We start from the raw sequence: 22744 nt of genomic DNA, 5'->3' as shown, positions 1-22744 counted from the left end.
AATGATTGAAAAAAGCGCCTTTACGGCGCTTTTTTTATGGCTATTTTTCGTCTTTAACAGGCTTTTCTCGTCGCATTAACAAAATAGTGAGATAGATTTTTGTTGGTAAGGAAAAAATAATGCCCAGCGCAATGCACATCGCGCTAATGATAATGCCCTTAACACCCATAGTCTCAGGTAAGTTGGCGTAACTAATAAAATAGTGCCCCAATAAAATCAAACAAATGCCGATAAGCATGATGATCTGTAATAATCGTATGCGCTTTTTATCGTTCATTGCTTTCCCCTTTTCCGCTTATTTTTAATATTAGTATTTTCTAATGTTATTGTGCTGATTTAGATCATATTTGTTTCAAAACATTTATTGGTATTGTTGTGTTATTCAAATTGGTTTAGTGTGCATGTAGTTTATTTACACAAGGAAGAAACATGAGAAAAATTATCGGTTTACTAGCGCTAGGTCTGAGCGCACTATTTTCGCCCACTGACGTACAAGCAAACGACTTATCCTTTACTACGGGTGTTGGTTATCCCTACTTTGTGACGCTTGAAGGCTCGATGGCGGCTAACAATGAGCAAGACCGTTGGTATTTAAATTACAACATGGGTTTGGACGATGGTTTTGCATTGGGCTTTGAGCATGGCTATGGCGAAGGATTGAATCATGCCTTTGGCGGCTTTGTTGGTGCTGTGGGAATCTATGACGGCGATGATTGCGTCGTTGATAAGGACGAAGATAATATCGGCGCGTTATTTGGTCAAACGCTTGGTTGTGCGTTAGCTGAAGCGTTTGATGATGAAACTTTAAATGGTGCGGGCTTATCTTATAGCTATTATTTCAGTGGCATCAACCAGTCGGGATGGCGTGTGAGATTACAAGCGGGGTACGGTAAAGCATCAAAAAGTGACGAAAAACGTGGTGCAGGTACCATCATGGTGAGTTATCAGTTTTAACTCACATGGTCCAAGAATATCGCAGTGTGGCGCGTGTACCGTCGATGTCGCATACGCTATATAACAGGTGTTTGCTGTTGTCGTACTTGTCGCTTTTTAGAATATAGGTTGCTTCGGTATCGGTGAGGTCGCAGTGCAGATCACTGAGCTTTTGGGTAATGGTGGTGTCTTGCTGTCCACTTGATGGGCGCAGCTGCCATAGGATGTGGTAGTTGTTGCGCCATTTGGCAACTATTAGTTGAATCGCTTGTGACTCGTGGTGCTTGCTCCCTTGCGTTAGCTCACTAACGGACTTTTCGGCAAAGGTAAATTTACCGGCGCGATCTGTGGTGGTAGTTTCTGTGATTTCCTCACCGTTGGGGTAATTGAGTTTGCGCACGACTTCAATGCCGGATAGTGGCTTGTCGAGTCGAAACAACTGGCCGTTGACTTCTGGTGAAAGGTGATAGGCTTTCGGAGCGCTGGCTATTGCGTGGTTTGCTGTGAAAAGCCAAAGCAATGCCAATAAGGGAATACTGTGTCGTGGGGAAAATAAAGCTGAAAACGTCATTGTTGAAAATTAGGCTGCCGTGCAAATATTGTTCAGTGTAGCAGCGATTTTTCGATCTACCAGTTTTAATGTCGTTTATCTGTTCTCTCCTAAAATAAAAAGGCGCAATCAATTGATTGCGCCTTTGTTACATAAGCTAACTACTTATTTAAATACATCTTTTACATCGATAATTTCGATGTCTTTCGATGGAATAGTTAACTTGTAGTCTTGAATGATTTTATCATCCGCTAATAAGTCAGCAGGTTTTTCACTGTTGTACTTAAGTACTGAGCGCGTTTCGTTAGCAAGACGTTTCTTCATGTCTTTAGCATCGCCAGAGATGAATACGTATTGGATATCATCCGTTTGTAGGTTCTCTTTGATGACGCGGTTAACATCTTCAACACTTAGCGATTTAAGCTGTTTACGCACAAGATTTACGAAGTCTTCGGTGTTGTAGAATTCGCTGTCTAACGCATAGCCTAGCTGCTTGTCTTGGCTTGATACTAATTGCGGTACGTAGTTGATTAAGAAGTTACGTGTCGCTTCGAAATCTTTTTCGCTCATGCCGTTAGCAATTAATTTATCTAGCTCAAATAATGCCGCACGTGTTGCGAAGTGTGCGTCGTTGTTTGAACGTAGTGGACGTAACCATACCTGGAAGATTTGGCTTGAACGACCTAGGTTAGCGTCTGGCTTAGTTTGGAACATGCCACGTGGGAAATATTCGATGTAAGCGTAGTCGCCGTAGTTCATGCCGCGATCTTGGCGGATTTTTTGGTACAGATAACTGTTCGAGCTGCGGTGCTCACCAAAGTATGAACGTACTAACCATAGCGCAGCCCAGTCTTTGTCTGAGCGAATCGTATCGATTGGGAAACCAAAAGACACAGCCGTTGATTGCGCATTCTTCTGTACGATAGTCGCGTGGTGGCCTTTCAGCACTGGTGCATCTTTAATGTTTAGACGCTTCTCGCTACCTTTAGGCAACGTGGCTAAATCGTCCATTAGTGCTTGTTTCACTTCACTAGGAACCGCACCCGTCATGCCAAGGTGTAGTTTGGCTTGCGTTAGCTGCGATTTGTAGAAGGCTTTTAGATCGTCAAGCGTGATGCTTTCGATATCTGATAAATCGCCGTAGTTGTAGCTTTCGTAGCTGTGGCCTTTGTATAGCTCGCTATAAAGTACTTCTTTGCCCAGCTCTTCATCGTTTGAGGCTTTCAAGCCGGCTTTAATGCTGTCTACTAGTTCTTTCTTCAGGCGTTTGAAGTCATCTTCACGCCAGCCTGGATTTAGTAGTTGTTCGCTTACTAATGCATACCACGCTGCAGCATTGTCTTTGTGAACACGACCGCTAAACGACATCATTTCTTTGTCGAGTTGTGCGCCAAAGCTACCCGCTAATGGGTAAAGGGCTTTTTTGATTTCTTGGTACGACTTAGTTGCGCTGCCACCTTGAGTTAGCATGCTGGCCATTAACGCGGCAGTACCTTTTTTCATGGCTGGATCAGCAGCTGCACCCGTGTAGAACAGGATATTGATGTCAACGAGTGGCGATTTGTTGGTTTTGTCTAATACAGCAAAATCGATAGACGATGGCTTGTTGGCCATCTTCGCAACTTCGCTGTTGAGGTTAACTTCTTTGTCGAAACCAGCGATTTCTTTTTGCGCCGACATAGTTACCGTGGTGCGGTTGTTGTCGGTGAAGTACTTGTTAGCCATCGCGCGAATGTCTTCCGCTGTGATGCTATCGATACTAGCGTATAGCTCGTTAATAGTCTCTGGGTTGCGATCAAAGTGCATGTAGCTTGCTAGCGTACCGGCGATAGCTTCAGAAGAATCTAAACCGTTGGCAAAGCTGTATTTGATGTTTGCTTTTAGGTTGTCTAGCTTGGTTTTGTCGACTAACTCGGTGCGAGCCTTGGCGTAAGTACGGTTGATGGCATCGCGAACTTTAGTTAGGTTTTTCTCATCATCAACTTTTACAAACACGTGGCGTAGGCCAGCATCTTTGGTTTCTGGGTTGTAGGTGAACATTTGGCTCGCCAATTGTTTGTCTACAACAAGCTCTTGATAAAGCGCAGAGTTGCTTGAGAAATAAAGCTGAGATAGCAGGTCTAGTGACGCGCGATCTTTAGCTTTTGGTTGCCAATCGCTGCCTTTGTAAGACACTAGTAACCAGTGACCCGGAAGGTTTGGATACACTTCGTGTTTGTAGCGAGGCGCCAGTTGCTTTGGCTCTTGTGGTACGACAGTTTTAAAGTCACCACGTTGCCAGTTGCCCCAATATTTTTTCACCATTGCCATGGTTTTTGCTGGGTCAACATCACCAACAATTACTAGTGATACATATTCTGGCTTGTAGAAACGCTCGAAGAAGGTTTTACCGTATTCGATTTGATTTGGCATTTCTTCGATGTCTTTAAAGAAACCCATAGTGGTGTGTTTGTAGGTGTGCTCGTCGAATGCTTCGTTGCGCACTGCCGCTAGCAATTTGCGAATAGGGCTAGCGTTGTTTTTCAGATATTCACCTTTAACCGTTAGCGCTTCAGTTTTAAATTGTGCGTCGGTGTATTTAAGGTTTTGGAAGTGATCCGCTTGGATCTCTAATACTTTTTCTAGGTGCTCTTTCGAGAAGTCTAGGTGGTAGTTAGTGTAGTCATTGGTGGTGTAAGCACCGTTATCAACACCGGCGTTTTTGAAGATGTCGGCGTACACTTTTTGAGGGAATTTCTCAGAGCCTTTAAACATCATGTGCTCGAAAAAGTGGGCGAAACCTGTTTTGCCGTCTTCAACTTCGTTACGTGAACCTGTAGAAACTGGGATTTGAATAGAAACGAGATCTGGGTAATCGGTTTTTACGATCATCACTTTCAGACCGTTATCTAGCTCTTCTAGTACGTAGTCTTGTGTGAATACTTTGTTTTGCGCTGTTGCATTAGATGGCATGTGTTGTTGTTTGGTGTCCATCATAGTGCTGTTACAGGCACTTAGTGCGAGTGCTGTGGCAACAGCAATAGCAATTTTTTTAAATTTCATAAGAATTCTCCAATGTTAACGGCAGTTATTATGCGCAGGCCCTGTGGGATTTTCCAGTGATTTGACGCATTCGTTTTATGACTGAGACTGAAAACTGTAACCGAATATTTTTTGATCTTTTATTTGACACCTTAGGGTATCACTTGTAACCTTTGGGTATCTATTGATACCTTAGGGTTTCAAATTGTAGTGTTATTTAAGTCGATTTTGTTAGGGAGATAGTCATGGAAAACAGCACGGAAGTGACGCCACAAATGGAGTATGCGTTTCTCAAGGCTGGTGGCCATAGTGCATTAGGCCTTGGTCTGGGATTAACCGGATATCTTGTCGGTGGCACAGTAGGCATTGTTTGCCTGTCGATTATGGTGCTATTGCTCATTCGCTATGCGTGGGTTACCCCTGGCTGGGATTATGTTTTCGGTGAAATCGAATTTAAGGATGAGTACTACAACCATTTATACGCCAGAGCTTGCAAGAAAACGTTGGTGGTTATTTTGTTTGCGCTAGGAGCAACAGTTGGCTTCTTTGAAGATCGCGAGCTTGAACTATCAAGTTACACCGTTGTAATAATTATCAGTATTTTTGCATGCGTTGTTAACGGTGTGTCTATTTTATGGTTGTTAAGGGAATCCGAGTAAGTGGATATAAATATTGAAGATTTAAAACGCCCAGAGGCTGAATATAAGGAAATCAAAAAATGAATCAATTAACTCATAGTTTTTCACCCGACATCGAACAAAAGTTTGTTCAGCGCAATGCCGTCCTATCTTGTGCCATTGGTTTGTTATTCGGCGGCGGAGTTGCCTATCAATATTTAAAGGCAATTAATGCTAGTGGCGTAGCGGCAATATTTATCGCGGCGGTATTTTTAATCATGCTAATTGCACTTGTTCGATTAGTTATTTCATTACCAACACCACAACACTTTTTTTGGAATGGTAATTGTCGAGATGAGTACTTAAACCATCTGTCTCATAAGGCGACAAAATATAGCGCCAATACTGCGATTGCGGTTGGGGTTTTACTTATCATGTCAGCGGAAAATCTAGTGCTAACAGGCGCTGAAACAGCTTCGATTATCGTGTCTTTGGTAAGCTTGGCTTATGGCGTGCCGCTACTATTTTGGTTACGAGGTGACAACAATGACGAGTAACACCGTTGAAACCAAGAAAGAGCTGTCTGTCGCTGAGCGAGAGTTTCGTTTGTTAAAGCGCAATGCGTTGTTTAGTTTGATCTTGGGATTAATGTTTTTAATTGATCCTTTTTACGCGCTACTTGAGCTTTATACACCTTGGGCTGAACTCGCAAATAAAGTCTTACCGTGGATTATCGCGCCCGGCGTAATTTACGTTGGGTATAGCGCTATTACGCGAATGATAGACGGCTGGAGAATTCAGGGGATGCGAAAAAGTTCAGGTTATGAAGATGAATACAGTAAATACGTAGCTTATTGTTCGCAGTCGGCGGCGCTCAGTGCTCTGATGGTCGTTGCATTAGTTAATTATTATGCCTCAGGGGACCTGTTAATCTTACTGGGTACTTATTTCACCAAGATTATTTGGGGGGTGGCTTTTACAGCCTACGGTGTGACTAGTCTGTATTTACTGCGTGAAGATAATGAGTTGTCGTGATTAAGGAGAAAATAATGTTTATGGATGTGGTTAAGAGTAGCGTGAAATTATCGACAGCTGAACTTGAGTATAGATATTTAAAGCGTAACGCGTTTTTCAATATTATTTTGGGGCTGCTGTTTATCAGAGTATTTTTTAACGCTGTTTGCGACTATTTTGGTATTGAGAATGGCAACTTTTTACCAACTTCGATTACTTATTTGGTCGTGATTGCTTTATTATTCTGTTTTTTTAGTGCGTTAAAGCTATGGATTGATGAGGTGCGCCTTGAAAACTCTAAAGATACCAGCAGCGTTGAAGATGAGTTTGTGAGACATGCTTTATCTCGTAGTCGTGAAATAACGTTAATTTCCATAGTTGTAATAGCCTTTGTGACCTTAGTTGTTAATACGGATTTTACAGCAATGATGCAGGAACACTTTCCTCGTCTAGTTGTAGCCTTGTATTTCTTGATGACTGGCGTTTCACGATTGTATTTACTGCGTGAAGATAATGAGTAGAGAATTAGAAAATAACATTGCGAAGTTTCGTGCTAAACACAAGCTATCACAGCAAGATCTCGCGGATGCTATCGGCGTATCCCGCAAGACCATTAGCACAGTAGAAACTGGGCGTTTTACGCCGTCAGTTGTTATTGCATTGTCTATTGCACAGCATTTCGATACTACTGTCGAGTCTTTGTTTTATTTCGATGCGGAATAATCACGGTTGCTTTCTTAACTTAAGCCACTACACTGTGCATTTTTAGCACAGTGTCTTTTATCAACAGGGATGGTTATGATTCAACAACCTCGTGGTGGTCAATTTGCAATTGGTGATGGTCGGTTAAGCGGTTATATCGCGGTAACTTTAGCCTTGTTGAGTTTTCTTGGTGTTATGGCGTTTCACTTTCCTGAATATTTAACCACACCTGAGCTGCGCCAGTCCTATGATGTGGAAGTCATTCGTATTGTGATGTTTGTTGCCTTGGTGATATCGGGTGCCTTGGGGCTGTGGAATGTTATTCGCAATGTTAATAAACGCGCAGCCTTCACTGCTTGGGCATTGGTGATTGTTACTATTGCACTAGGTGGCCATCGCGTTGAAGTTGGTGACTTTCCTGATAATACGCCTTATCTAGGACTCGATTGGTTTATTCTCGATCTCTTGGGTTCGACACTCATCTTTGTCTTTATCGAAAAGCTTATCCCACATAGAAAACAGCCAGTATTACGGCCTGAATGGCAAACAGATATGCAGCATTTTCTAATCAATCATTTGATGATTGGTTTTGCATTGTTGGCCACCAATCAGTTTGTTAATCAGCTATTTGGTTGGGCGGTGAGTGATGCTCTGCAGACTTGGGTACAAGCACTGCCTTGGGGGGTGCAGTTATTTGCCGTGTTGTTGTTTGCAGATATTATGCAATATTCATTGCACCGTGCTTATCATGAAGTGCCTTTCTTGTGGCGTTTTCACAGTGTACACCACAGCGTGGAAAGCATGGATTGGTTGGCGGGCTCGCGTCAGCATTTCCTTGAACTTATTGCGACACGTTGTTTCGTGCTATTACCGATTTTTGTGTTTGGTTTCGACAAGTCGGTTATCGACGCCTACATCATTATTGTTGGTTTCCAAGCGGTGTTTAATCACGCCAACGCCAATATCCATGTCGGATGGCTTAAATACATCATAGTGACACCGCAATTTCACCACTGGCATCATGCGTCTGACAAGGCGGCGATTGATCGCAATTATGCGGCGCACTTTTCGTTTCTTGACTACTTGCTAGGAACGGCAGTACGCGGTGAAGCTAAATGGCCAGAAAAATACGGTATTGTCGGCGGCGGCATGCCTGATGGCTGGATTAAGCAGCGGGCTTACCCTTTTAATAAACCGAAAAAGTCTGCTGGTGATGCAGACGGTTAAGGGCTTATTCCATTAAAGATTAAAGACTTACTTCATAATGAAGTAAGTCACTAGTGAACCAGCCAAGCTGCTAAAAAGCCCAGTGCCAGCGACAATAATATGTTGCAGCTGAATCCCTTTGGGTTCTACCGTTTCAACTTGGTTATTGGTTGCTTGCAGCGTTTTAGTTTCTACCTCAAATACTGCGGCTAGGCTCATTAGGGTTTCTGACGATGCGACACCGTAACGCTCCACGCGTTGAATAGTACGCAGGCTTACATCACACGCATCTGCAAGATGCTGTTGCGTTAAGGCTTTGTCTGTGCGATGTTGTTTGATTAATTGTGCATTCACTTCCATGACAATTTCCTTATGACATCAAACTAACAACGGTGAAACCTGTAACAGCACCCACGATAAATGATGTCAAAAACACCTTTAACGCTGATTTTTTGTCTTTCCAAAGGCTGTAATTGGTGGTTTTTAAATGTGCCCCATTTTTGATTAATGTACATGACATACTTTCAGTTAATGGGTTTGTTACTTCTAGTTCTATTTCGTAATTGTCGTTATCTACGTCAAAAGAGTGAATCGATTTAAATCCATAGGTGCGTTTTTCACTAATGGTTTGCCCGTCAACGTAGGCTATTTCCTTTCCAGTAAATTTTGAGCCCCAGAATACAATCTCTCTGTCATCATCTATAAAGAAAAAGCGTGTACCAGTAAAAGGTGATGAGATGACTGGAGTATGTGTTTTTGTTGTGTGCATGATTTAATTCCTCAGTTGTTTGGTGAGGCCAGTAAATCAATTTTAAGCACTCTAACAAACGTCACAAAGGCGACTGTACCACAAAATGTCATATGACACTAAGCTGTCAGGTTATAGTAAGTTTATGATTTTATTGATTATAGATATAAGGTGGGAATTTGCAGCCAAAAAGACTTTGGCTGCGAAATCGTTTTGATGTTAATCGTTATACATAAAGAAAATATTAAAATCGTGACCACCTGCCGACATTTCGACGGCAAAGCATTGGTTGAACCCCTCGGTAATATCATCACCATTGCGTTCGACTTGTGGTGGGCTCAGTTCGGTTTGTTGTTCGCCGTTGATGACCAACACGTTACCTAGAATGATGTTGAGTAATTCACTCACTGCATCGGTATATAACGCTTCGTTCTCAGAAGTATCAAAACCTAAGAAATTAGTGCCTAACACTTTCATTAACTCCGAGGGGGCAACCATACCAATTTTAAAGGTTTGCACCATATTGGCTCGTTGTGAAACGACATAATGATCATCGCTTACTTTTGGTGTGCCCGCCAAAACGCCTGAGACTTGTGTTGGGATCTTTGGTATTCGAGTAAAGGATTTGACAAATGTTTGCAGCGTATTAGTAATAAGTTTTCGATGTTGGTGATTATTGATGGCGTTATCCAACTCTAACTCAGCTTGTTGTTTTAACGCTTTGTGTTCGGATAGCTCTGCTTCTAGCGTTGCATGATCGATAAATCCTTGTTCAACTAGAATTTCACCGAAAAACTTACGTGTTGATTGCTGAACGTAAAAGAGTTCGTCAACTTGCGTATTGTCCATGTAGCCTAGGCTAATGGCTAAATCACCGAAGCGCTGATCGGTACGTTGTTGTTCTAAATTGATTTTGTTGGCTGCGTCGTTGTCAATATAGCCTTGCTTGACGGCTAATTGACCAAGACTAGGGTTAAACTCTTTTTGCAGCTCTAATGCCGTTAGCAATTGCTGCGGTGTGATAATTCCTTTTTCCAATAGGAATTGGCCTAAAAATTTATTCGACATGGTAATCCCTTACGCGATTTGCGATTTATCAGCGATGCTATCAAAAGCGGTCTCAAAAGCCTGTTCTTCATAGGGTTTTTGCAAATAGAAGGCGGCGCCTTCGTTGAGGCAGTATTCGATATCGCCTTCAGAACCTAAAGAGCTACAAATAACAACCTTGGCTTGTGGATCAACTTGCATGAGCTTTTTGAGGGTTTTTTTACCGTCAAAAACAGGCATAACCAAATCGAGTAACACGATGTCTGGACGATGTTCCATATAAGCTTTAAGTGCTTCCTTACCGTTTTCAGCTTGCGCCACTACATTATGGCCAATGCCTTCGATTATTTGAGTGGCAATAATGCGCATGCTTAGGGAATCGTCTACTACAAGGATGTTTAAGGGGGTTGTCATTTCTTTCTCCATGAAACTACTTGCCAATGTCCATTTGGATATTTATGCCAAATGCCTAATTAGCATCACACAAATGATAGGTTATTAAATAACCTTATCAGTAAAACCGCTTAGTGTGTAGGCAAAAATAATAACTTTTTACACCCCTGGTTAAAGCAGGGGTGTTTGCTGCTTAGTTTTTGATTTGATTAGCAATCGTTTCAATGAGCAGATTGGCATTGATAGGTTTAGTGAGGTGTTCATTCATACCTGCAGCCATGCTTTGCTCGATGTCCTCAGGCAAGCTATGAGCGGTCATGGCCAGAATAGGCGTATGCGCATCAAATTCACGAATGAGTTTGGCTGCAGTAAGACCATCCATCTCTGGCATTTGAACGTCCATTAAAATGAGGTGATAGCTGTTATTTTTAGCTTTTTCAACCGCTTCAACGCCATTGGAAACTATATCGATTACCGCATGTGTATCGGATAGGAATCCTTCGATGACTTTTTGGTTGATGCGATTATCTTCGGCAATGAGTAATTTAATCTCCGAAAAATTGCGCTTAATGATCGCCGTAGGAGAAGGCGACATAGTGGTTGATTTATTGCTATTGCCATTAACGATAGTGAGCAGACTGCTAGTTAGCTGTGATGGCTTAATTGGTTTTTCTAATACATCCTCAACTGGCAGATGGCGACTGAGTTTAATAGCATCGCTTTTATCGAATGATGATACTAGGATGAATTTAGGTAATTGTTCATTAACAACTTGATTGATTATGCGAATGGTCTCTAAACCATCCAGCCCAGGCATACGCCAATCCATTAACACTATGTCGTAAGGAAGCTTGGTATCTATCGCATCTTTAATTTGCTCTAATGCTTCGACACCGCTACGAGCTTGCGCGCATTCTAGTCCTAAATCAATGAGGGTTTCAGAAAGTAAGGTGCGAGAACTCTTACTATCATCGACGATGAGAATTTTTAGGTTGTTGAGATTACTTAAATCCTCATTCGATAATGTATCGCTTAAGGTCTTGCTGGTGGCAATGTCGACAGTAAAGCTAAAGCATGAGCCTTTGCCCAGCTCACTTTCGACGTTGATATTACCATTCATTAACTCGACGAGTTCTTTACATATAGTTAGGCCTAATCCAGTACCACCGTATCGTCTGGTCACAGATACGTCAGCTTGAGAAAAAGCTTTAAACAAGCGCTGTAATTGCTCTTCACCGATACCTATGCCGTAGTCGGTTACTGAGAACTTGAGGCTATTAATATTTTCGGTGTGTTTTACAAGCGAGACGTTGATATTGATATCGCCTTGCTCGGTAAATTTAATCGCATTATTTACTAAATTAATTAGGATCTGTTCGAGGCGCAGCGCATCGCCAGTAAGCGATGTGGGTACATCATTGTCGATATGGACATTGAGTTTTAATTGTTTTTCTTCGGCACTAAAACTACATACATTTAGCAAGCGTTGAATTGAGTTATTCAGCAAGAAATCGGCATGTTCGAGTTCGAGCTTTTTCGCTTCGATTTTTGAGAAGTCGAGAATATCGTTCAATAAGGTTAATAACGATTGTGATGATGCGTGAACCATGGAGATATTTTCACGCTGCTTAGGGTTTAGTTTTGCATTGAGCGCTAATTGACTCAGGCCAATAATCGCATTCATTGGCGTGCGAATTTCGTGACTCATTTTGGCTAAGAAATTACTCTTGGCTTTGTTAGCTAGGTTGGCTTCTTCAGCCAGTGCTTTCATTTGGTTTTTGGTGCGTTTGGTATATATGACGTAATAAGCTAACGACACTAAGATGAGTACTAATAATGCGAGAATCGCATCGCGTAGTTGCTCGGTTTTTTCTTTTTGTTTAATGGCTAAGTCTTGTAATGCTTTGTCTGCTTCTAATTGCGTGATTTGCAATTCTTTATGTTCTAAATTAAGCCTTGCATTGTAGAAAGCAGATTTAGCTTTATCGGAGCTCTCTGTGAGTTGCTCATTGATGTCAGCATACTTTTTTAAGTGGATATTTGCTCTTTGATAGTTACCTTCTTGTTCATATATCTCGGCAAGTTTTTTATTGCTCACTTGCAACGTTGATAACTCTGTTTCAGCGCCTTCAATCAATTCTAAATATGTTTGTTTGGCCAGATTGAAGCGTTCCATGTTTAAGTAAGTAGAGGCTTCAAGTAATTTTCCTTGAGATATGGCAATACCATAATTGTTCTCTTTTGCGTTATTTTGACTTTCTCGCAAAATTTTTAACGCACTTTGAAAATTTCCTTTTTTTACTTCTAATTCAGCGAGAGAAATAAAAGCTTCACTAACTAGGATCGAAGAGATTGAACTTAGTGTTGCTATGGATGTGTTTAGATAGATTGCAGCTTCGTCTAAATTATCTAATTTTAAAAGCCCTTCGCCTATGGTGTATTGGGCTATTCCTTTTAGTTGTGGTTGTTGATGTATATTGGGATGTTTGAGAAGTAATCGGCCGTATTCTAAGTACTTAGCGTAGTTTTCTAAACTTCTGTAATACAAGCTAATACCTTGTAAAGTATTGGTTACTTTTTTTGAACCAATTTTTTTGTGTATTTCTAGCGCTTCTAAGAACAGTGGAAGGCTTTCATTTTGTAAGTTAGTAGAAGTGTATATAGTCGCTTGAAAACGTAGAGATTCGGCCAGCTCGTATTGATTGTTATTTCTCAAAGCATTTTTTTGTGCTGTTGTAAGATGCCCAAAAGACTTGGTGTAGTCACCCGCCAAGATATAACCGTAACCTGCTAAGTTATGTAGGCGAGAGTAGTGAGGAGAATTTGGATCGGTCTCAAGTGATATTGACTCTATTTCTTGTAATGTAGTGTAAAGATCTTTACTGAGGTTAGATTCCAATTGTGCCAATCGAGTTACCAACTCGTCCGCATATAGTTTTTCAAAGTTAAAGAGCAGCACAAAAATAAGTAAAAATTTAATTGCTTTGAAGATCATAAATATTTTCGTGCTACTTATAGTGGTTATTGTTTAAAGAAGCCAACCATAACACCACTCGTATCTAATGGAGAAGCGTCACAGCGTTTGTTAATTTCTTCAACATCCTGATTTTTAATAATCTCAATATCTGCATCATCTAAGCCAAATTCTGAAGCTGCACTTTCGGGATCTGCGTTGTGTTTTGCTAGAGCTTCCGGGTTTTCATTAAGCTCGATGATGTATTCGACGAGTTTATCAGTCATCTTTTAATTCCTTTATAAAGTAGTAATTTATGCCATTAAGCAAGGGCGATAATACCTTATCACTATATTTTGTTTGATAACACTGCTTTTATGTCACTTTCGGTTATGCCGAGTAGCCCCAATGTTTCATTGTCGAGAATTGCTTCTTGAGCAGGAAGAATGACAAGAGTTGATAATGCTGTTAGTTTCGCATTACCCAATGCTATTAATTCAATTTCTTCTATACGAGGAGGGAATATTTCAATACTTGAAGCTTCGTAGATAATAACTTTGTGATTTGGGGGATAATGATCGAGTAAGCGTTTAGTTAAAACCTCTAATGCGGCGTGATAGCTATTGGTTTGACCAAGTGCTAATGTGTGATCGCCCAATAAGCCTATTTGCCATAAAATATATAAAGAGCAAGGATCTATATTGCGGTTATAAAATAAAAATTGGGTTGCTTCTATACTCACACACCCTGACTTGGCTGGGTCTATTCCTAAATCAGCAAATAGACAGTCCTCAGCTGAAATACCCGGCTCCATCCGAGCTGAATAGTTGTCCTGTCTCAACATTTTAATTGCTTTATGTCCAACATACGCAAAAACACCAGGATGGCCATATAGTGCTGTACAAACTTGTTGTCCTGACTTAACCGCATTCACAATACAATTTATCATTTCGTTGTATGTGATAATTCGAGATTTGCCATCTTGATATAGTAAAGATAAATCAACGATGTTGCTATTAATCGTTGATAGCCACTGGCGTGATAATTTATTTGGGACAATGAAGTAAACAATATCCGCTTGCTGAATAACTTTATACGCTCTAGTCGTTATATCTGCCCCTACTTTAATTCCTGTGCCGACAACGGTTAAAGATCCTGAATTTTTCATAGTAACTCTTTAATTTTAAGATAAGCTTAAATGTGCCTAATTAGCCGAAGTAATTCAATGTCAATTCATAGACTTATTAATTAAAAATAGTTTTTGGCTACCAATTTGGTAATTTAAATCGATTGAATATGTTTTCCTGTAATCATTTCAACTTAAAGGGAAACATTGATTTTAACAATTGGAAATAGACATGACTCAATTATCAACACAAACATTCAGCCATTCACTTTATTCACGAAGGATGGCACTAGTGCCTATGCACTGCCAGTAAAATCAATTATTTAGTGATCGGTGAGCAACAGGTACTATTACTCGTAATTTCGCTTTAAGCGCCGTGAAAATGTCTTTTCACTGCTTCCGAAGGACATCGTTTGTTCGTAATTTCTACTGCGTTATCGCCTCGGCAGTGTGCTTCTGTACTGCTCTAATGTGATCATCCCTAGAAAAATATTAGCTTAGCCCACTAAGCGTCGCAGGCTCTGCCTCGTATAAAGCCCGAATACTTCGCTGCAAAAACCTTCACCAAAGATCAACAGGCCCTAGCATTACCTGTGAAAAAAACAGCTGAACAATTGAGCGGATATTACCTCAGTTATTGTTACTTACATTTTCACCAACCCTGAACTCAAAAAGCTAAGACTAAATGGCTAGTTGTTAGCTAAACCAGTGATCAGTGTCACGCCTTGCTTCTCTTTATCATATTTTTTGATTGTTTTTATTATCTTTTAATTCAGTTACTTGATTTTTAAATACCTTTAATTGGTACTTTTGTATTAAATATAAATTATATTGTATACAATATGTTTACAATGTTGCTTTGAGGTTATAGGATTTGCTCGATTATTAAACAGTGTTAATAAAAATAAGGAAAAATATTGTGAAAAATCGAACGTTTAAAGCCACGCTCATTGCTTCGGCGTTGGCAAGTGCTATGACAATGAGCAGTGCGCTAGCTGCAGATAAAAATAACGGTAGTGTTGCGGGACAAGTTGCTGTTTCTGGCGGCCAAAATTTAGAAAATGTAACTGTAGTTATTAAGCATAACGGTAAAGGTTTTTCACGAACGACAACCACAGACGATGATGGTAAGTTCAACCTCAAGGCACTGCCTGCTGGGCAATACACCATCGAGTTTGTTAAAGATGGTTATCAAACCATTAAGCAATCGCAGCTAACGGTTCTTGCGGGTAACAAAGCTAACTACGACATCAATATGTCACTGGCAGGTGTTGAAACTATTTCGGTGACGGGGCAGATGATCCAACGTATCGATATGGCGAGCTCAACTGCTTCAATTTCTTTTGATGCAGAAGAGTTATCGTTATTGCCAGTTGCGCAAGATACAACGTCAATCGCACTACTTTCACCAGCAACCTCACTCGCCGCTGATGGCAGCGGTGATTACGGTCGTGGTGTTTCATTTAACGGCTCGTCAGTTGCTGAGAACGGCGTATTCTTAAATGGTTTGAACATTACTGATATTCGTAAAGGCCTTGGCAACATTAGTATTCCGTGGGAAGCCATTGGTCAAACATCTGTTATTTCCGGTGGTGTTGGCGCAGAATATGGCAACTTTATTGGTGGTGTTACAGACTACGTGTCTAAGTCTGGCAGTAACGAGTTTAAATTTGGCGTTAGTGTAAATTCAGATCTTGGTAATGTATTAAACAGCCAAGCGCCAACCACTTATCGTTTTGATACTTCTCATCCTAATGATGATGGTACCTATCCAACAGTATTAAATACTAATAATACTGAAGATTATTACAGCAACCGTAAAATTAATGTATGGGCAAGCGGTGCTTTAATTGAAGACACCTTGTTCTTTTACGCGTTGTTAAATCCACAAACGTCGAAAAGTCGTTGGGCCGGTGCGAATACAATTAGCCAACGTGACTCAGATGCGGACTACTGGTTCGCTAAGTTAGATTGGGTTATCAATGATAATCATAACCTAGGTATTACTGCGTTAAACAACGAATGGGAAAATGATACTCGAAATGCGAGTTATGAATTTGCTGACGGCTCAGGTCGACGCACGGGTGATTACGGTGATCCTGCACAATCCGAAAGTGGAGGTTCGTTGTGGTCAGTTAACTACAGTGGCGTATTGACTGATGAGCTAACTGTTTCAGCAGTTTATGGTGTGACTAAAGACGACTCTAAAACAATTAACCCTAAGTCTGATGTAAGCCCTGCTTGGGACAACCGCACAGGAACGTGGATTCGAGTTGGCGACTGGAACAGTTACTTTGCGAGTGCGGTAACTGAGAATGAGCGAAAACAGTTCCGTGTCGATTTTGATTATGAATTAGATGATCACACTATTAGATTTGGTTACAGCTCTGAAAAAGTTACTACTTACGATGATACATCTTATTCTGGTGATGGCGTTTACTATGCATTATTTACAGCAAGTGCAACTGCTGAAGGGTGGTTTAATCGAGAGCTAGCTGCTCAAGCTGCGCGCCGAGGTACCGTACATACGCCAATTAGTCTGCCGCAGGGCACTGAATATGTCCGCGCGCGCACATATACTAAGAAAGGCTCGACAGAAAGTAACTACGTTTCATTTTATATTGAAGATAGTTGGGCTGTCACAGATCAACTAACACTAAACTTAGGTTTACGTAATAGTTCGTTTGACTCTTATACAGGGACGGGTGAAAAGTACGTAGAAATGTCTAATCAGATTGCACCGCGTTTAGGCGTTACTTACGACCTATTCGCAGATGGCGGCACAAAATTATTTGCTAACTATGGTCGCTATTTTATGCCGATCTCACCAAATACTAGTGCGCGTATGGTATTACCAGAAACGAATAAGTATGAATATTCGTTATACACGGATGCAGTGAAGTTAGATTCTTTAAATCAGCCAAGCACTCCTCTAAGTCCGTTCTATGTTGATACTGCTAGTGATGGTGAATTAGCACAACCGGTATCAACTTATGTGGATAAAGATCTCGATCCTATGTACAGCGATGAAATCGCTTTTGGTTTCTCACATGAAATTAACGAAGACTGGATTGTTGGCGCTAAGTTTACTTACCAAAACTTAAAATCTTCGATTGAAGATACCAACCTTGTTTACGCACTGACTCAAAAATGGGGTAAAGAAAATCCTGAAGAGTTAGAAAAACTGCAACGTCTTGGCTTAAATACCAATGTTAACTGGTTAGCACTTGTTGTTAACCCTGGTAACGCCGTTAAGTTAGCTTACGATATAAATGAAGATGGTAATGTAGCTAGCGATGAGTACGTAGAATGGAGTGCTGATTACTTAGGCTTGCCAAAAGCAAAACGTAAGTACAAAGCAATTGAATTGACGACTACAGGTCAAGTAACAGAAGAACTTAGTATTACGGCATCGTACACATGGTCACGTTCAGAAGGTAACACCGAGGGTCTAGTGAGTGGTGTTCACAGTCAAGCAGATCCAGGTTGGTCAGGTTCATTTGATGCGCCAGAATTGACGGATAACTCTTATGGTCGCACGTCAAACGACATTCCACATAAGTTTAAGTTATTTGGTACTTACAGATTTACCGATGACCTCGTGCTAGGCTTCAATGCTAGTGCACAATCAGGTCGTCCGATTAACAAGCTAGGTTACCACCCTCAAGGTGTTGGCTCGTGTGCAATCGAACCTAAAGTAACAGACTGTAGCGATATTCGTGGTACAGATTTCTACTACAATAGCCAACCTTCACCACGTGGTTCTCATGGTCACAGCGATTGGATCTACAATCTAGACTTGAGCTTGTCTTATAACATTGATGTGTCTTACGGCTCGCTAAGTGCTTACGCAAAAGTTTACAACGTGTTCGATAGCGACACTGCGTTAACGTACAACGATGTTGCGGAGCTTGAAGAAGGTAAAGATTCTCCTAACTACCGTAACCCAACGAGTTTCCAAACTCCGCGTTACATGTCAGTTGGACTGACTTACAAGTTCTAATGCAACAAATCGATATTTTACTCTCTCGAAATATCGATACTTGAATTACTGAAGTAATTTGGCGGCCAATTTTCATTGGCCGCTTTTTTTATTGATAATAGGTTTTGGCTATCAGTATGATAATTTAAATCGATTTAACCAATTCAATGTCATTCCCTACAATGGTTCCAACTTAAACGGAAACATCAATTTAAACCATTGGAGACAGACATGACTCAATCAATTATCAACACAAAAATTCAGCCATTCAATGCAACTGCATACCACAACGGTGACTTCGTTGAAGTTTCTGAAGCAGATGTAGCAGGTAAATGGTCAGTATTTTTCTTCTACCCAGCTGATTTCACGTTCGTATGTCCAACAGAATTAGGTGACATGGCTGATCACTACGCACAGCTACAAGAAATGGGCGTTGAAGTTTACTCAGTATCTACTGACACTCACTTCACTCACAAAGCATGGCACGACAGTTCAGACACTATCGGTAAAATCAATTACCCAATGATCGGCGACCCAACTGGCGCTATCACTCGCAACTTCGGTGTAATGATTGAAGAAGACGGTTTAGCACTTCGCGGCACATTCGTTGTTAACCCAGAAGGCGAAATCAAAGTTGCTGAAGTACACGACCTAGGTATCGGCCGTAGCGCAAAAGAACTAGTTCGTAAAATCCAAGCAGCTCAATACGTTGCAGAGCACGACGGCGAAGTATGTCCAGCGTCTTGGCAGCCAGGTGGTGAAACACTAGCTCCTTCTTTAGACCTAGTAGGCAAAATCTAAATCTTAGCGTTAGCTAAATACTAGATTTATCTCTTCATCTTGTCGTTGTGCCTTAAACAACGCACAGCGGCAAGATGGCTCTCTCAAGTTTTATACAGATAATCGCTCTCAGGAATATTCAACATGTTAGATACGCAATTAAAAACACAATTAGCCACTTATTTAGCCAATTTAAAAACACCTGTTGAATTGGCGGTTTTCTTAGACCAAGGCGTAAAATCAAAAGAACTCAATGAATTAGTGCAAGAAATTGCTGCTATGTCACCATTAATCTCTATTGTCGAGTTAGATGGCGCCAATGAGCGCGCACCGTCAATGCTGGTTAAATCGGTGGAGAAAAACACCCAAATTCGTTTCGCTGGTGTGCCGATGGGCCATGAGTTTACCTCACTTATTTTGGCGTTATTACACAGCGGTGGACACCCAATAAAGCTCGATGAAGCAATCATCGAACAAGTTCGTCAGCTCGAAGGTGAGTTCGTATTCGAGACTTACGTATCACTCAGCTGTCAAAACTGCCCTGATGTTGTTCAGGCACTTAATATGATGGCGGCCATCAACCCGAATATCACTAACGTGATGATCGACGGCTCTGAGTTTGGCCAAGAAGTACAAAGCAAAAATATTCTTTCAGTACCAGCGGTTTACCTCAATGGAGAAGCATTCGCACAAGGTCGTATTTCAGTGGCGGAAATCTTAAAGAAAGTTGACGTTAACGCAGGTGCTCGTGAAGCAAAATCTATTAGCAACAAAGAAGCATTCGATTTATTAGTACTAGGTGGCGGCCCTGCTGGCGCGGCATCTGCTATCTACAGTGCTCGTAAAGGTATTCGCACTGGTGTAGTTGCCGATCGTTTTGGTGGTCAGGTACAAAACACCATGGCGATTGAAAACTTCATTTCAGTTAATGAAACCACAGGCCCTAAATTAGTCGCTAATTTAGAGTCACACGTTCGCGATTACGACGTTGATATCATGAATGGTCAGCGCGTTAAAAACATTATCGAAGCCGATGTAAAGGGCGGTTACATCACGGTTGAACTGGAAAATGGCGCAACCTTAAAAACCCGCTCTGCTGTTTTAGCTACTGGTGCAAGATGGCGTGAAATGAACGTACCGGGCGAACAAGAATATCGCGGTAAAGGCGTGGCTTACTGTCCACATTGTGACGGTCCTTTGTTTAAAGGTAAATCAGTTGCGGTTATCGGCGGCGGTAACTCAGGTATCGAAGCGGCTATCGATTTAGCGGGCATCGTATCTCACGTAACAGTATTGGAATTTGATACTACATTACGTGCCGACGCTGTACTGCAAGAAAAAGCACGTTCGATGGGTAATATCGATATCATTATGAACGCGCAAACTACCGAAGTGACTGGCGATGGTAGCAAAGTCAACGGCTTAAACTACACTGACCGTGAGTCAGGAGAAAGCCATCACCTTGAACTAGCTGGTATATTCGTGCAAATCGGTTTAGTGCCTAACTCGCAATTCCTCGAAGATAGCGGCGTTGAACTGACTAATCGTGGTGAAATCATCGTTAACAACAATGGTGAAACTAGCATGGCTGGCGTTTATGCCGCTGGTGATGTGACTAATACACCATACAAGCAAATTATTATTGCTATGGGTAGCGGTGCGACAGCAGCACTGGGTGCATTTGATTATTTGATTCGCACTCCGCAAGTCGACAGCGAAAATAATCAGGCTGCTTAGTTAGATTAGAAAACGTACAACTGTGATAAAGGTCGCTATTTGAGCGGCCTTTTTGCTGTTATGGGCTTTTTAAATGGCGTATATTTCGACAGCTATTTTTGAAAGGTTGTATGGACAGATGACGTTAGAGCAATTTATCGCTGGATTTTTAGGGGCTAGCCCCATCGAAATGATCGCCTCGCTAAGCGGTTTTATTTGTGTGGTGCTATTGATTCGCCGCAACATTTGGAACTTCGCCTTTGGCTTTGTGCAAGTCACCCTATTTGTGTGGGTTTTTTATCACGCCAAATTATATTCTGACACCGCATTGCACGTTATCTACATGGGTCTGCAAATTTACGGCTGGTGGAACTGGAAAAACCATAGCGATGCGCAGGCAACACCAATAGTCGAACGTGCACCTGTCCAACAAATGGCGTTGTGGTTGGGCATCAGCGGTGTCGCGACCTTGGGTATCGGTTATCTAATGGATAACAACACCGACGCCAGCTTTGCCTATGCCGATGCCTTTACTTCGGCAACGAGTTTATTAGCTATGTGGTTAATGACCAGACGTCAAATCTTTAATTGGGTGTTGTGGATTATCATCGACATCGTCGCTATTGGTGTGTATTTCCAAAAAGCCTTATATCCAACGACGATTCTTTATTGCGTGTTCTTGATGCTGTCGATTATCGGTTGGTATTCGTGGAATAAGAGTTATAAAGAGCAAAATGCTTAGGAGTGTAAATTGATACCGTTCGAAAACAAAAGTGAGGGAATATTTCTTTCTTTGAGTGTTGAAGGCTATCAATTTCCCGAATGTAACGACGATTGGTGCAATATAAAGTTGCACCTTAATACGCCCGCTGGTGAATTTTTGAAAGTAGACCCAGCACTTGAGTCTGAAGAGCTGCAAGAGCTCTTAAATTGGTTCGATGATTTACAATTTAGGCGATTACCAATATTCGCTCATTTGTGTTTCACTGAGCCTGTAATTAGCTTCGAATTTCTTGCTGTCAAAGCTGATACCGTAAGGGTCGCAATTCACCTAAGTCATGAGTTTAAGCCAAGCTTTTTAGCTGGTAGCCAAATTGAGCCGAAAGACTATTTATTTGATTTAAGTAAAGAAAATTTAATTCAAATAACGACTAATCTTCGACAAGCAATAGAAAACTATCCTTCTAGAGAAGACTAATCTACTCTTCCTCATCGCCCCAAGAAAAGAAGCAACTCAGGGCTAAAACTGTCCAGCCGCCGAGAACAACCCAGTATTTTGTTGGCTCGACATCGCGATACACCACATCCCATAGCAAGGTGTAACCAGCGTATAGATCGTAAGCGACCCAAATAAGTAGCAAAATGCCGACGAAAGGCCAAAATGAACGCATAATTTTCTCCTAACTTTGTTACTGATATTGAACAAGTAATTCGACTTGCTCTTTTCTTCCTAGGCTAGCTAGGGTGTGAATTTCTAATACCGCTTTAACCTGCTTGCGGTAATCGAATTTTTGCCAGCCATCGCTTAACTGCTTTGTCGTGTAGTGACCTGATTCAAGCACTTGAGTAAATTGGTCAATGTCGATCTTTCTACTGTGTTTGTAGCGTTTGAGATCGCGAATATCGTAGCCAATCAATACATCAGCTTGCTGGTAGTCTTTCGAAAAGGCGTTATAAATAACATACACCTTTTGCGGCTGAGCTTTTAGTGTTGAATGTAGGTAATTCGCTTTTTCGAAGTCGATCCACAACTCTGGAACTTGTGTCATGGTAGTGCGTTTCTCAACGCCTGATAAAGAGACTTTTTGCGGTATTTTCTTAGTGGCGTGTGCAGTGTTAGCCAGCATCAACACAGATAATGTTATTGTGATAAATCTAAATAAAAACATATTGCAACTCACTAGTTAATCAATGAATCGCAATATAGTTTTACAATGTTAAATTGTCAAAAGGAAA

The 22744-nt window shown here is 41.2% G+C and carries 24 protein-coding genes; 12 read left to right on the top strand and 12 right to left on the bottom strand.

Annotated features, from left to right (window positions below; genetic code table 11):
* Positions 1-40: 40 nt before the first annotated feature.
* Entirely contained in the window at positions 41-277 is a 237-nt protein-coding gene (locus MHM98_RS15905; RefSeq protein ID WP_239440350.1) for a hypothetical protein, read from the bottom strand.
* A gap of 152 nt (positions 278-429) precedes the next feature.
* On the opposite strand from MHM98_RS15905, the gene MHM98_RS15900 reads away from it, so the two are divergent.
* Complete coding sequence (locus MHM98_RS15900; protein ID WP_239440349.1) at positions 430-954, top strand: hypothetical protein; 525 nt, start codon at positions 430-432, stop codon at positions 952-954.
* A 1-nt stretch (position 955) separates the two neighbouring features.
* On the opposite strand, the gene MHM98_RS15895 is transcribed toward MHM98_RS15900, so the two are convergent.
* Both MHM98_RS15895 and MHM98_RS15890 read right to left on the bottom strand, forming a co-directional pair.
* A complete protein-coding gene (locus tag MHM98_RS15895) occupies positions 956-1504 on the bottom strand; it encodes a DUF6795 domain-containing protein (protein ID WP_239440348.1) in 549 nt (182 codons plus the stop codon).
* 144 nt (positions 1505-1648) lie between these two features.
* A complete protein-coding gene (locus MHM98_RS15890) occupies positions 1649-4525 on the bottom strand; it encodes a pitrilysin family protein (RefSeq protein WP_239440347.1) in 2877 nt (958 codons plus the stop codon).
* Positions 4526-4749: 224 nt separating this feature from the next.
* On the opposite strand from MHM98_RS15890, the gene MHM98_RS15885 reads away from it, so the two are divergent.
* From MHM98_RS15885 to MHM98_RS15860, 6 genes are all read left to right on the top strand, one after another.
* The gene (locus tag MHM98_RS15885) at positions 4750-5163 is read left to right on the top strand and encodes a hypothetical protein (protein WP_239440346.1); all 414 of its coding nucleotides are present in this window, start codon (positions 4750-4752) and stop codon (positions 5161-5163) included.
* 59 nt (positions 5164-5222) lie between these two features.
* A complete protein-coding gene (locus tag MHM98_RS15880) occupies positions 5223-5678 on the top strand; it encodes a hypothetical protein (protein WP_239440345.1) in 456 nt (151 codons plus the stop codon).
* Entirely contained in the window at positions 5668-6156 is a 489-nt protein-coding gene (locus MHM98_RS15875) for a hypothetical protein (protein ID WP_239440344.1), read from the top strand. The genes MHM98_RS15880 and MHM98_RS15875 overlap by 11 nt, the downstream gene beginning before the upstream one ends.
* 14 nt (positions 6157-6170) lie before the next feature.
* Positions 6171-6656: a hypothetical protein gene (locus MHM98_RS15870; protein ID WP_239440343.1), complete on the top strand. Its 486-nt coding sequence runs from the start codon at positions 6171-6173 to the stop codon at positions 6654-6656.
* Positions 6649-6858 carry a helix-turn-helix transcriptional regulator gene (locus MHM98_RS15865; protein WP_239440342.1) on the top strand — a complete coding sequence of 70 codons (210 nt, stop codon included), beginning with the start codon at positions 6649-6651 and terminating at the stop codon, positions 6856-6858. Before MHM98_RS15870 ends, MHM98_RS15865 begins: the two co-directional genes overlap by 8 nt.
* Before the next feature lie 75 nt (positions 6859-6933).
* Positions 6934-8064, top strand: a complete 1131-nt coding sequence (locus MHM98_RS15860; protein ID WP_239440341.1) for a sterol desaturase family protein — start codon at positions 6934-6936, stop codon at positions 8062-8064.
* Positions 8065-8091: 27 nt separating this feature from the next.
* Here MHM98_RS15860 and MHM98_RS15855 read toward each other — a convergent pair whose 3' ends face one another.
* The 7 genes from MHM98_RS15855 to MHM98_RS15825 form a co-directional block, all read right to left on the bottom strand.
* Positions 8092-8403: a helix-turn-helix transcriptional regulator gene (locus MHM98_RS15855; RefSeq protein ID WP_239440340.1), complete on the bottom strand. Its 312-nt coding sequence runs from the start codon at positions 8401-8403 to the stop codon at positions 8092-8094.
* Positions 8404-8413: 10 nt separating this feature from the next.
* Complete coding sequence (locus tag MHM98_RS15850; protein ID WP_239440339.1) at positions 8414-8812, bottom strand: hypothetical protein; 399 nt, start codon at positions 8810-8812, stop codon at positions 8414-8416.
* Positions 8813-9010: 198 nt separating this feature from the next.
* The gene (locus tag MHM98_RS15845; RefSeq protein WP_239440338.1) at positions 9011-9859 is read right to left on the bottom strand and encodes a hypothetical protein; all 849 of its coding nucleotides are present in this window, start codon (positions 9857-9859) and stop codon (positions 9011-9013) included.
* Between the two features lie 9 nt (positions 9860-9868).
* The gene (locus tag MHM98_RS15840; RefSeq protein WP_239440337.1) at positions 9869-10252 is read right to left on the bottom strand and encodes a response regulator; all 384 of its coding nucleotides are present in this window, start codon (positions 10250-10252) and stop codon (positions 9869-9871) included.
* 172 nt (positions 10253-10424) lie between these two features.
* Positions 10425-13226 (bottom strand): response regulator, encoded by a 2802-nt coding sequence (locus MHM98_RS15835; RefSeq protein ID WP_239440336.1) that lies wholly within the window; start codon positions 13224-13226, stop codon positions 10425-10427.
* Between the two features lie 26 nt (positions 13227-13252).
* Positions 13253-13471: a hypothetical protein gene (locus MHM98_RS15830; RefSeq protein ID WP_239440335.1), complete on the bottom strand. Its 219-nt coding sequence runs from the start codon at positions 13469-13471 to the stop codon at positions 13253-13255.
* A 62-nt stretch (positions 13472-13533) separates the two neighbouring features.
* Positions 13534-14352 (bottom strand): SAM-dependent methyltransferase, encoded by an 819-nt coding sequence (locus MHM98_RS15825; RefSeq protein WP_239440334.1) that lies wholly within the window; start codon positions 14350-14352, stop codon positions 13534-13536.
* Positions 14353-15229: 877 nt separating this feature from the next.
* Between MHM98_RS15825 and MHM98_RS15820 the strand changes: the two genes are divergently transcribed.
* The 5 genes from MHM98_RS15820 (at position 15230) to MHM98_RS15800 (ending at position 21986) form a co-directional block, all read left to right on the top strand.
* On the top strand, positions 15230-18313 hold the full coding sequence (locus tag MHM98_RS15820; RefSeq protein ID WP_239440333.1) for a TonB-dependent receptor: 3084 nt from the start codon (positions 15230-15232) through the stop codon (positions 18311-18313).
* A 210-nt stretch (positions 18314-18523) separates the two neighbouring features.
* On the top strand, positions 18524-19093 hold the full coding sequence (gene ahpC / locus MHM98_RS15815) for an alkyl hydroperoxide reductase subunit C (RefSeq protein ID WP_239440332.1): 570 nt from the start codon (positions 18524-18526) through the stop codon (positions 19091-19093).
* 123 nt (positions 19094-19216) lie between these two features.
* Positions 19217-20809, top strand: a complete 1593-nt coding sequence (gene ahpF / locus MHM98_RS15810) for an alkyl hydroperoxide reductase subunit F (RefSeq protein ID WP_239440331.1) — start codon at positions 19217-19219, stop codon at positions 20807-20809.
* A gap of 73 nt (positions 20810-20882) precedes the next feature.
* A complete protein-coding gene (gene pnuC, locus MHM98_RS15805) occupies positions 20883-21530 on the top strand; it encodes a nicotinamide riboside transporter PnuC (RefSeq protein ID WP_239440330.1) in 648 nt (215 codons plus the stop codon).
* 9 nt (positions 21531-21539) lie between these two features.
* The gene (locus MHM98_RS15800; protein ID WP_239440329.1) at positions 21540-21986 is read left to right on the top strand and encodes a hypothetical protein; all 447 of its coding nucleotides are present in this window, start codon (positions 21540-21542) and stop codon (positions 21984-21986) included.
* Between the two features lies 1 nt (position 21987).
* On the opposite strand, the gene MHM98_RS15795 is transcribed toward MHM98_RS15800, so the two are convergent.
* Together MHM98_RS15795 and MHM98_RS15790 are read right to left on the bottom strand one after the other, a co-directional pair.
* Entirely contained in the window at positions 21988-22179 is a 192-nt protein-coding gene (locus tag MHM98_RS15795) for a hypothetical protein (protein ID WP_239440328.1), read from the bottom strand.
* An 18-nt stretch (positions 22180-22197) separates the two neighbouring features.
* Positions 22198-22677, bottom strand: a complete 480-nt coding sequence (locus MHM98_RS15790) for a hypothetical protein (protein WP_239440327.1) — start codon at positions 22675-22677, stop codon at positions 22198-22200.
* Between the last annotated feature and the right edge of the window lie 67 nt (positions 22678-22744).

It is taken from the genome of Psychrobium sp. MM17-31 (assembly GCF_022347785.1).
Taxonomy (GTDB): domain Bacteria; phylum Pseudomonadota; class Gammaproteobacteria; order Enterobacterales; family Psychrobiaceae; genus Psychrobium.
The sequence above is the reverse complement of the archived record's forward strand: the minus strand, read 5'-3'. Positions and strand labels throughout refer to the sequence as shown.

Bases quoted from the DNA above. Each gene is read 5' to 3' on its own strand.
- MHM98_RS15840 (WP_239440337.1), bottom strand. From the start codon at position 10,252: ATGACAACCCCCTTAAACATCCTTGTAGTAGACGATTCCCTAAGCATG.
- MHM98_RS15880 (WP_239440345.1), top strand. From the start codon at position 5,223: ATGAATCAATTAACTCATAGTTTTTCACCCGACATCGAACAAAAGTTT.
- ahpC (WP_239440332.1), top strand. From the start codon at position 18,524: ATGACTCAATCAATTATCAACACAAAAATTCAGCCATTCAATGCAACT.
- MHM98_RS15790 (WP_239440327.1), bottom strand. From the start codon at position 22,677: ATGTTTTTATTTAGATTTATCACAATAACATTATCTGTGTTGATGCTG.
- MHM98_RS15830 (WP_239440335.1), bottom strand. From the start codon at position 13,471: ATGACTGATAAACTCGTCGAATACATCATCGAGCTTAATGAAAACCCG.
- MHM98_RS15885 (WP_239440346.1), top strand. From the start codon at position 4,750: ATGGAAAACAGCACGGAAGTGACGCCACAAATGGAGTATGCGTTTCTC.
- MHM98_RS15895 (WP_239440348.1), bottom strand. From the start codon at position 1,504: ATGACGTTTTCAGCTTTATTTTCCCCACGACACAGTATTCCCTTATTG.
- MHM98_RS15865 (WP_239440342.1), top strand. From the start codon at position 6,649: ATGAGTAGAGAATTAGAAAATAACATTGCGAAGTTTCGTGCTAAACAC.
- MHM98_RS15795 (WP_239440328.1), bottom strand. From the start codon at position 22,179: ATGCGTTCATTTTGGCCTTTCGTCGGCATTTTGCTACTTATTTGGGTC.
- pnuC (WP_239440330.1), top strand. From the start codon at position 20,883: ATGGCGTATATTTCGACAGCTATTTTTGAAAGGTTGTATGGACAGATG.
- MHM98_RS15905 (WP_239440350.1), bottom strand. From the start codon at position 277: ATGAACGATAAAAAGCGCATACGATTATTACAGATCATCATGCTTATC.
- MHM98_RS15835 (WP_239440336.1), bottom strand. From the start codon at position 13,226: ATGATCTTCAAAGCAATTAAATTTTTACTTATTTTTGTGCTGCTCTTT.
- MHM98_RS15870 (WP_239440343.1), top strand. From the start codon at position 6,171: ATGTTTATGGATGTGGTTAAGAGTAGCGTGAAATTATCGACAGCTGAA.
- MHM98_RS15825 (WP_239440334.1), bottom strand. From the start codon at position 14,352: ATGAAAAATTCAGGATCTTTAACCGTTGTCGGCACAGGAATTAAAGTA.
- MHM98_RS15900 (WP_239440349.1), top strand. From the start codon at position 430: ATGAGAAAAATTATCGGTTTACTAGCGCTAGGTCTGAGCGCACTATTT.
- MHM98_RS15890 (WP_239440347.1), bottom strand. From the start codon at position 4,525: ATGAAATTTAAAAAAATTGCTATTGCTGTTGCCACAGCACTCGCACTA.
- ahpF (WP_239440331.1), top strand. From the start codon at position 19,217: ATGTTAGATACGCAATTAAAAACACAATTAGCCACTTATTTAGCCAAT.
- MHM98_RS15850 (WP_239440339.1), bottom strand. From the start codon at position 8,812: ATGCACACAACAAAAACACATACTCCAGTCATCTCATCACCTTTTACT.
- MHM98_RS15875 (WP_239440344.1), top strand. From the start codon at position 5,668: ATGACGAGTAACACCGTTGAAACCAAGAAAGAGCTGTCTGTCGCTGAG.
- MHM98_RS15855 (WP_239440340.1), bottom strand. From the start codon at position 8,403: ATGGAAGTGAATGCACAATTAATCAAACAACATCGCACAGACAAAGCC.
- MHM98_RS15845 (WP_239440338.1), bottom strand. From the start codon at position 9,859: ATGTCGAATAAATTTTTAGGCCAATTCCTATTGGAAAAAGGAATTATC.
- MHM98_RS15860 (WP_239440341.1), top strand. From the start codon at position 6,934: ATGATTCAACAACCTCGTGGTGGTCAATTTGCAATTGGTGATGGTCGG.